The sequence below is a fragment of the Achromobacter sp. LC458 genome, assembly GCF_001005835.2.
Classification (GTDB): domain Bacteria; phylum Pseudomonadota; class Gammaproteobacteria; order Burkholderiales; family Burkholderiaceae_B; genus Achromobacter; species Achromobacter spanius_B.
Window position 1 is genome coordinate 1 of the sequence record NZ_LBHW02000082.1, and the last position, 9,311, is coordinate 9,311.

At 64.4% G+C, this 9,311-nt stretch carries 6 protein-coding genes; 2 read left to right on the forward strand and 4 right to left on the reverse strand.

Annotation, left to right across the window (positions count from 1 at the left end; genetic code table 11):
• Together YH64_RS29775 and YH64_RS29780 are read right to left on the reverse strand one after the other, a co-directional pair.
• Positions 1 to 1,119, reverse strand: a 1,119-nt coding sequence (locus YH64_RS29775; RefSeq protein ID WP_143215620.1) for an MFS transporter, incomplete at its 3' end; no start/stop codon positions are given.
• Positions 1,120 to 1,232: 113 nt separating this feature from the next.
• On the reverse strand, positions 1,233 to 2,123 hold the full coding sequence (locus YH64_RS29780) for a LysR family transcriptional regulator (RefSeq protein ID WP_046807915.1): 891 nt from the start codon (positions 2,121 to 2,123) through the stop codon (positions 1,233 to 1,235).
• A 103-nt stretch (positions 2,124 to 2,226) separates the two neighbouring features.
• Here YH64_RS29780 and YH64_RS29785 point away from each other — a divergent pair, with 103 nt between their 5' ends.
• Positions 2,227 to 3,558, forward strand: coding sequence for an arylsulfatase (locus tag YH64_RS29785; protein ID WP_046807914.1), 1,332 nt, complete (start codon positions 2,227 to 2,229; stop codon positions 3,556 to 3,558).
• A gap of 39 nt (positions 3,559 to 3,597) precedes the next feature.
• On the forward strand, positions 3,598 to 4,602 hold the full coding sequence (locus tag YH64_RS29790; protein WP_082134704.1) for a tripartite tricarboxylate transporter substrate binding protein: 1,005 nt from the start codon (positions 3,598 to 3,600) through the stop codon (positions 4,600 to 4,602).
• A 65-nt stretch (positions 4,603 to 4,667) separates the two neighbouring features.
• Here YH64_RS29790 and YH64_RS29795 read toward each other — a convergent pair whose 3' ends face one another.
• Positions 4,668 to 7,430 carry a beta-eliminating lyase-related protein gene (locus YH64_RS29795; protein WP_255444888.1) on the reverse strand — a complete coding sequence of 921 codons (2,763 nt, stop codon included), beginning with the start codon at positions 7,428 to 7,430 and terminating at the stop codon, positions 4,668 to 4,670.
• A 98-nt stretch (positions 7,431 to 7,528) separates the two neighbouring features.
• On the reverse strand, positions 7,529 to 9,217 hold the full coding sequence (gene aspT / locus YH64_RS29800; protein WP_046807913.1) for an aspartate-alanine antiporter: 1,689 nt from the start codon (positions 9,215 to 9,217) through the stop codon (positions 7,529 to 7,531).
• Positions 9,218 to 9,311: the final 94 nt, after the last annotated feature.

A 9,311-nucleotide genomic window follows, 5' to 3' on the forward strand; every position in this document is an offset into this window, starting at 1 on the left:
CACGAAGAAGGCCAGCAGGCCCAGGTTCAGGGCGGTAAAGCACCAGAACAGGCCGGCGGCGCCGAACCTGTCCATCACTTGTGAGATCGCCAGCGGGCTGAGGGCCGAGCCCAGGGAATTGATCAGCAGCAGGCCCTGGATCATGCGCACCAGCGCGTCGGCGGGCGCGCGGTCGGCGGCGTGGCTGACGGCTACCGGATAAATCGCGAACACGCCGCCGCCCAGCAAGAACAGCAGCACCATCAACAGCGGCGAGCCGGCGGGCAGCAGCAGGATCAGCAGGCTCAGGACGGTGCAGAACACCGCCAGGGCGATCAGCACCACCTGGCGGTCGCGCAGGTCGGACCAACGGCCCACGGGATATTGCAGCACCATCGCGCCCAGGATCACCGCGCCCATCATCTTGCCCACGTCGGCCACGTCCAGGCCGATGCGTTGCAGGTACAGGGGCAGCAGCGTGTATACGGCGGCAATCGCCACGCCGGAGCCGAAGCAACCCATCACGCCGGTGGGCGTCATGCGGATCAGATGCTGCGGCATCAGCGGTTCGACGCGTTCGACCAACGGCGAGATGCGCGGAATGATCACCATCGGCATGACGGACAAGGACGCCAGCAGGCCCGCGATCATGAACGGCGCCATGTCGCCCAGCTGTGTGATGGCGCCCAGTTGCACCTGCCCCAGCATGCCGGAGCCATACAGCGCAATCATGTACAGCGCCAGCAGGCGGCCGCGCATCTTCGGGTCGCCGGCCAGCAGCAACCAGCTTTCCACCACCAAAAACACGCCCACGCAGGCCCAGCCGTTGATCAGGCGGAGCACAAACCAGGCGGTGGGGCCGTAGATCAGGCCCTGCAACAACACGGTGACGGCAATCAGCGACGCAAAGCTGCTGTAGGCGCGGATGTGGCCGATACGCACGATCAGGCGGTCGTTGAAGATCGCGCCCAAGGTCAGCCCGATAAAGTACGACGACGAGACCAGACCGATGACAGTGGCCGATTCACCGGCCGCGTCCAGGCGCAGGGAGGTCAGGGAGGAAATGAACGCGTTGCCGATACAGACAACGAACAGACCGAGTAGCGGCCCAAGGACTAGGGCCAACAACTGCCGAAACATGAAATTCTCGAGGCGGGGAGCTAAGCGATGCGGCCGGGGCGGCCGAAGGCGAGGAAGGAAGGGGCGGGGCGATTGTAGCGATATCGCCGTCCATCCGCTTGGCGGCCGCCACATCACCCCCCGGCCAGCACCGCCTGGCGAAATTCTTCCATCAACGGCGACCACGTCGTGCCGCGCCGGGAGATCAGGGCGATGCTGCGCCGTAGCGGCGGCCCCAGCGACACCGGCAACGCCACCACGTCGGCGCTTGCGGCCAGCGCGCTTTGCGGCAGCACGGCCAGCAGCTCGGCGTCGGCCAATATCTTCAGCGAGCCTTCGGAGAAATGTTCCACTTCCAACGCCGCTGCCGGCAACGCCAAGCCGGCTTCCGCGAAACGCGCGTCCAGCATCTGCCGCGCGACCGACGTCGGGCGCGGCAAGATCCAGCGTTGGCCCGCCAGGTCGCGCAGCGGGACGCGGGCCTTCGCGGCCAGGGGATGGCGCCTGCCTGCCGCCACGCACAGCGGATCTTCAACCATGATTTCGTGGTGCAGGGTAGGCGGGCCGTCGGCGTAGATCGGGGTCACGGCAAGGTCAAGCTTGCCGCTTTCCACTTGCGCGTTCAGATCGTCCGACAGGCCTTGCACCAGTTGTACGCGCAGCGCCGGCCGGCGCGGCAGTACGCGCTTGAGAACAGGCATGACCACGCTGTCCACCGTGGCGCCAGTGGCGCCGATGCGCAGCAAGCCGGCTTCGCCCACGCGCAGTTCCATGGCGTGGCGCACCGCGTCGCGGTACTCGGCCCACAGCCGCTTGGCGTGTTGCAAAAAAACCGTGCCTTCGGAGCTAAGCGCCAGGCCGCGGCCGTGCCGCTGCATCAGGGTCAGGCCGGTGTCGGCCTCTAGCCGCCGCAACGACTTGGACAGCGCCGGTTGGCTGACGCCGCACGCCGCCGCCGCGCGTTCCAGGTGGCCGTGCTCGACCGCAGCCAGAAAATACTCAATATCGCGCAGGGATAGATTCATGAACGCCAGGAATTCCAGAACACACTTTTTGGAATATTACGCGCGGCGCCCGACCCTAGAATCCGGACATACCCCAGACCCCTACCCATAGAGAGCCGCGCGTATGCCAAACCGCCCCAACATCGTTTTGATCGTCGCCGACAACCTGGGCTGGGGCGAGCTGGGTTGCTACGGCGGCGGCGCATTGCGCGGCGCGCCCACGCCCCACATCGACCGCCTGGCCACCCAGGGGCTGCTGCTGCACAACTTCAACGTTGAAAGCGATTGCGTGCCGACGCGCTCCGCATTGATGAGCGGGCGCCACCCGATCCGCACCGGCTGCCTGCAATCGGTGCCGCCGGGCCTGCCGCAGGGGCTGACCCGCGACGAAATCACGCTGGCGCAACAACTGTCCGGCCAAGGCTACGCCACCGCCCATTACGGCAAATGGCACTTGGGCGATATCCCGGGACGTTACCCGTCGGATCGCGGCTTTGACCATTGGTACGGCATTCCGCGCACTACCGACGAAAGCCAGTTCACGTCATCCATCGGCTTCGATCCCAGCGTGGCCGAGCTGCCCTACATCATGGAAGGCCGTGCCGGGCAGCCGTCCAGCAATGTGAAGCTGTATGACCTGGACAGCCGTCGCGGCATCGATGCGGACCTGGTGCAACACGCCCAGACCTTCATGCGCGACAAGGCACGCGATGGCCGACCGTTCTTCTTGTATCTGCCGCTGGTGCACCTGCACTTTCCCACGCTGCCGCACCCGGACTTTGCGGGGCGTACCGGCGCGGGCGACTTCGCCGATTCCATGGTGGAAATGGATCATCGCGTGGGCCAGGTCATGGACGAGGTCGACCAGCTTGGCCTGGCCGAGAACACCGTGTTCATTTTTTGCAGCGACAACGGCCCGGAATATCGTCGGCCCTATCGCGGCACGGCCGGCCCCTGGAGCGGCACCTATCACACCGCCATGGAAGGCAGCCTGCGCGTGCCGTTCATCATGCGCTGGCCGGGCAAGGTCAAGCCGGGGCAAGTGTCGAACGAGATCGTGCACGTGACGGACCTGTACACGACCTTGTCGCACATCGGCGGGGCCACCGTGCCCACCGACCGGCCCATCGACGGCATCGACCAGACCGATTTTTTTACCGGCGCGCGCCCGGACTCGGCGCGGCAAGGCTTTCTGTTCTACATCAAGAACGAATTGCGCGCGGTGAAATGGCGCGACTGGAAGCTGCACTTTTATTGGGAGCCCGAGGTCAACGAAGGCAAGGGCAAGCTGGAATCTCCGTATCTGTTCAACCTGAAGCAAGACCCCAAGGAAGAAAGCGATATCTTGATTTTCAATACCTGGGTGCTGGGCCCGATGCTCAAGATGGTGCAAGCCTTCAACGCGTCTTGCGCGCAGCACCCCAACACCACCCCCGGTCGGCCTGACGGGGAATGAACGGCCCGCGATAGACGGCGCCAAGCACAAGGGGAACTCATGAAATTCATCAGTCGTCGCGCCTTCACTCGTCGCGCCTACACTCGTCGCGCCATCGCGGGGGCGGGCCTGGCCTGCGCCGTGGCCTTGTCCGGGGCCGCTTCCGCTCAAGCCACGCTGGCCTGGCCGGGTAAACAGATCAACTGGATTGTGGGCTTCGTTCCCGGCGGCACCGCCGACGTGCTGACGCGGGTGGCCGCGCAAGACCTGGCGCAGCGTACGGGCCTGACGGTCGTGGTCGAGAACAAACCCGGCGCGTCCGGCGCCATCGCGCTTCAGATGGTGGCCCGAAGCAAGCCCGGGGACGGCTATCTGATTACCGTGCCTGGCCCGCTGATCTATCCCACGCCGCAGCCGGCCATCGGCAAGGAACTGGCGCCCGTGATGTTGATGGCGCAGGGGCCGATGGTGGTCGTCGGGCCGGCGCAGCACGCCTTGCCCGGATTGGCCGACGTGCTGGCCGATGCGCGCCGGCATCCTGAAAACTGGAGCTACGGCAGTTCCGGCAACGGCACCTCGCAACATCTGGCGGGCGAATTGCTGAATCAAACCGCGGGCACGCACATCGTGCATGTGCCGTACAAGGGTGGCGGGCAGGCCGTGTCGGATGTGGCGGGCGGCCAGATTCCGCTGGCCATCCTGGGGTCGTCGCCGGTATTGCCGCAGATCAAGGCCGGCACGCTCAAGGCCTATGCCGTGACCACGCGCGCGCGGCTCGACGCCTTGCCCGACGTGCCCACTGTGGCGGAATCCGGCTTTGCGGGATACGAAGCCAGCCAGTGGTTTTCGGTGGCCGCGTCGCCCGGGATCGACAAGGCGGTGCTGGACCAGTTGAACGCCGCTTTGCAGCAAACCGTGCAGTCCGCGGCGTTCAAGAGCGCGGTCGAGAACGCGGGCATGATCGCGGCGGGCGGCTCGCGCGCGGACTTGCAGCAGTTCATTGCAACCGACAGCGCCAAGTGGCAGAAGGTGCTGGACAGCGGAGCCATCAAGCTGGCGAACTGAGGCCGTTCGCCCAGCCGCAAGCGGGCGCAAGGCAGCGCCCGGTTGCGACTGCCGCGGTCACGGGCTTAACGCTGGCCCCCGCCGGTGCGCGGCTTGATGGCGGACAGGCGGATCAGTTTGATACCCCGCGCCGCGTGATAGCCGTGGATCTCCTTCACATCCAGCTTGCGCATGAATTCGATGGTGTCTGAATCGATGACCTGGCCGGGCACCATGATGGGAAACCCCGGCGGATACGGGATGACGAAGTTCGCGGATACCAGCTCCGGGCCATTGGCCAGCCGGTCGTCCAGGGTGGGGCTGGTCAAGGGCAGGTACTCGCATTCCGCTTCGTCGTACGCAGCAAAAAACGCGGTGCGCATGTCGCCTTCCGCCGTGCTGCTGGCGGGGTTATCGCGATAGCCATCGTGGAAGCGGCTGAAATTGGGCAAGCTGGGAACATCATGCATCAGCGCTTTGACCCTGGCGTCGAACTCCGGCCTGCCCGCACCGTTGTCGGCGCTGAGGCGGGCGTCGACGGCCTCTGAAATTTCAAGCAGCACCTTGATCAGCGCGGCGACATCACTGCGGGTGTTGTTGATATTGCTTTGCAGCAGCACGCTGTTGCGCGACGTCTTGTTCAATTGGATGTTGTATTTGGACGCCAGCAGATTCTTGAACGCCGTGCCGTCGAATCCCGCCGTGCCGCACACCAGCGTGAGCCGGGTCGGGTCCAGGCAGAACTCGTCATCCTTCAGCGCTTTCACGGCGGTCAGCCAGTTGGCCCCGGGTTGCAGGTAGTCGACAAAGCCGGATGCGCGGAATCCGTCCGGAATCATTTTGTCGGCGCCCAGCACGCTGAAGTATCGGGAAATCAGCGGGTGGCTCGCGACTTCGCGGCGGATGGCCAACGCGACTTCGATCGCGCGCATCACCAGTTCATAGCCTTCCAGCTCCATCTGGCGGCGGGCCACGTCCAGCGACGCAATGATCTGCGCATTCGGCGACGTCGAGGCATGGATGAACACGGCTTCGTGAAACGCGGAAATGTGATGTTCGTAGTCTTCGTCGCGAACCGCCACGATGGACCCTTGCCGCAGGCTGGACATCGATTTGTGTACCGAATCCGTTTCGTACACGCGTATCCGCATGGTTTCGGGGTTAGGCACCAGCTCACGCTCCAACAGGCGCGGGTCCTTCGGGTCCAGCTCGTCGCCCAACTCTCGCACCTGCGCCTGCCAGGCGGCCGTGGCGGCCGGTTCGTCGCGCCATTGTTGCAAGGCGGCCGCCGCGCCCATGGCCGTGCGCGGGCGCAGAAAGGGCGACCACCGGGCAAAGCCGAACCAGGCTTCGTCCCACAAAAAGATCAGGTCGGGCTTGATGGCCAGGCATTCGGCCATGACCCGGCGCGTGTTGTAGATGTGCCCGTCGAACGTGCAATTGGTCAGCGTCACCATGGCGACCTTGTCCAGCCGCCCTTCGGCCTTCAGGTCCAGCAAGGCCTGTTTGATGGTGCGTAGCGGCACCGCCCCATACATCGAATATTCCGTCATGGGAAAGGCTTCGACGTACAGCGGTTGCGCGCCGGACAGCACCATGCCGTAGTGGTGCGACTTGTGGCAGTTGCGGTCCACGATGACGATGTCGCCCGGCTTGGTCACCGCCTGATAAACCATCTTGTTGGAGGTCGACGTGCCGTTGGTCACGAAGTAGACGTGGTCGGCGCCCACGGCGCGCGCGAACTTCTCCTGCGCCACCTTGATGTTGCCCGTGGGCTCAAGCATGCTGTCCAACCCCCCGGTGGTCGCGGAGGTTTCGGCCAGGAACAGGTTCAGCCCGTAGAACTCGCCAAAGTCGCGGATCCAGTTGGATTTGATGATGGACTTGCCACGCGCGATGGGCAGGGCGTGGAACGTGCTGATGGGGCGGTTCGCATAGCGTTTCAGGTTGTCGAAATGCGGGGTGGCCTGGCGGTCGCGCACGCCTTCCAGAATGTTCAGGTGCACTTCCATGGGCTCTTCGGCCTCATAGAACACCCGGCGGATGCAGGCGGCGGCCGGGTCGCCGGCCAGTTGTTCGACCTTGCGATCCGTCAGCAGGTAGATATCCAGCTCGGGCCGGATGTTGGCGATGAAGCGGGCCAGCTTGACGCCCGCTTGCCGCGTGTCGTCCGGCTGCGTATCCAGATGCTGGTAGGCCGACAGAAAATCGCGCAGCAGCGGGGCCTCGTGGGTGGATGCAAAAGGCACTCCCTCGTAGATCACCACGGCTTCGATCTTGCCGTTCATGATCGTGGCAAGCAGGGCGTCTTCCACGCTGCCGACTAAAACGGGCTCATAGATCAAGCCATCGTCGGGTCGACGAAACTGACGGATCTCCTGGCAAATGGCTGCCGTGCGCGAAGCCGACATCGGCGTGACGAACAGGGTTTCGAAATAGGGTTGACGCCCGCCGTTCTCGCCCAAGCCCGCGGGCAGGCGGTCGGGCGCGTCGTACGAGGCGTCCTCGGCCACGTTCCATTCGCCGGCGTCGTAGCGGTAGCTGCCCGACAGCATCGCATTGCTCATGCGCAGTATGAGGCGCGCCGCGCCCATGGCGTCGCCCTCGGCCAGGCGCTCGTCCAGTGCACGCAGCAGCTGCGCGCCGGGATAGGCAAAATAGGTTTCCATCGGGCGCAGCGCGGCCAGGGCCTCTTGCACGGCGGTGGCCGCGCTGCGCCCGTTGCCGCCACGCGCTTGCGCCGCCCAGGCCTGCGCCTTGGCGTTCATGTCGCGCCACCGATCCATGCGCGCGGCCGAATTCGAAAACAGATGGTCCAGATCGCTGCCGTTGGTTTGACGGTTCATCATGGTGTACCCCTGGCGTTGCAAGGCGCAAAGCGCCCCGCAAATACGGAGAAAACGAAAGAAGACGGAGATAGAGGCGGGCGTCTGGATGGGCGGCTTTCTCAGGAAAGCAGCATGATCACGATCATTCCCCAGATGGTCAGCAAGGTGTTGCCGACCGCGTAGGTGACCGTATAGCCCAGCCCCGGGACTTGGCTCTTGGCGGCTTCGCACACCATGCCGAGCGCGGCGGTGGTGGTGCGCGCGCCGGCGCAGATGCCCAGGATCAGCGCCGGATGAAAGCGAAACACAAATTTGGCCAACAACATGCCGACGACCAGCGGTACGGCCGTGGCGAAAATGCCCCACAGGAACAGGCTGATGCCCAGTTTCTGCAGGCCCGCCACAAAACCCGGCCCGGCGGATATGCCGACCACGGCAATGAACACGTTCAGCCCCACCGAATTCATGAACCACAGCGTGGGCTCGGGGATGCGTCCAAAGGTGGGATGAATGGCGCGAAACCAGCCGAACACAATGCCCGCGATCAATGCGCCACCCGCCGTGGACAGCGTCAGCGGGATGCCGCCCACATTGATCACGATCGCGCCGATCAGCGCGCCGGCGGTAATGGCCAGCGATACGAACGCCACATCGGTCACTGTCGTGGGCCGATCCACATAGCCCAATTCTTTCGCGGTGATATTGATGTCTTGCGTGCGCCCGACCACGGTAATGACGTCGCCCCGGTAGAGCTGCGTTTTGGGCAACACGGGAATCTGCGTTTCGGTGGGGCCGCGCCGGATCTTTTTAAGAAACACGCCGCGCGCGCCCGGCCACCGGGCCAATTCCTCCAGCCGTTTGCCATCTACCTTTTTGTTCGAGACGTAAATATCCACGCCTTCGGTCTTGATGTTGAGCAGCTCGGGGTCTTCGACTTCGCGCCCGCTGGGGCCCAGCCGCAGAATCATCTGATCGCGCTTGCCGCCGATGACCACCACGTCGCCCGCCTGGATAAGCGTGGCCTGGTCCACTTCCATGATGTCGCCGTCACGCCGTATGCGTTCGATGAACGCGCGCACGCCTTCCCGGGTGCCGGCTTCAAGTTCGCCGACTGATTTGCCGATGAATGGGCTTTCGGGCGCCACGGAATAGGCCCGCATCTCGAATTCGTGCCATTCGGTGGCGCCTTGCGCGGCCTCGCCCGCGCCCAGCATTTTTTCGTATTCCTTACAGGCCGCCACCAGATCGATGCCCAACAGCTTCGGGCCGATCTGCGCCAGGATGATGGCCGAGCCCACCGTGCCGAAAATGTAGGTCACCGCGTAGGCGATGGGCATGGCGTCCAGCAAGGCCTGGGTTTCTTCCGGCGACCGGCCCAGGCGGTTGATTGCGTCGGTGGCCAGCCCCATCGATGCCGAGATGGTTTGCGAGCCGGCCAGCAAGCCGGCCGCCGAGCCCAGGTCATACCCGGCAATGATCGCGGCGACGGCCGCGGCGCCTAGGGAAAGCAGCGCCATGACCACGGCAAAGATCGCCTGCGGCAGCCCGTCCTTGGCGATCCCCCGCACAAACTGCGGGCCAACCCCGTAGCCGACCGCGAACAGGAACATCAGGAAGAACACGGATTTGACGTTGGGCGAGATCTTCACACCCAGGATGCCGATGACGATGGCGACCAGCAAGGTCGCGGTCACTGCCCCAAGGCTGAATCCCTTGAAGCTCTTTCCCCCGATCCAGTAACCGATACCCAGTGCCAGGAAAATGGCGATTTCCGGATAAGCCTTAAGCGTAGAAACGAACCAGTCCATGGTCTTCTCCTCGAAGGGGCCACTCGATGATCTTGCTTCGTACAAACGCGGGCATACTGGCCTGCTGCGCTGCAACGGACGCGGCGGCGGGCAC

Excerpts from the sequence above, each read along its gene's own strand:
- YH64_RS29780 (WP_046807915.1), bottom strand. The coding sequence starts at position 2,123 with ATGAATCTATCCCTGCGCGATATTGAGTATTTTCTGGCTGCGGTCGAG.
- YH64_RS29785 (WP_046807914.1), top strand. The coding sequence starts at position 2,227 with ATGCCAAACCGCCCCAACATCGTTTTGATCGTCGCCGACAACCTGGGC.
- YH64_RS29790 (WP_082134704.1), top strand. The coding sequence starts at position 3,598 with ATGAAATTCATCAGTCGTCGCGCCTTCACTCGTCGCGCCTACACTCGT.
- YH64_RS29795 (WP_255444888.1), bottom strand. The coding sequence starts at position 7,430 with ATGATGAACCGTCAAACCAACGGCAGCGATCTGGACCATCTGTTTTCG.
- aspT (WP_046807913.1), bottom strand. The coding sequence starts at position 9,217 with ATGGACTGGTTCGTTTCTACGCTTAAGGCTTATCCGGAAATCGCCATT.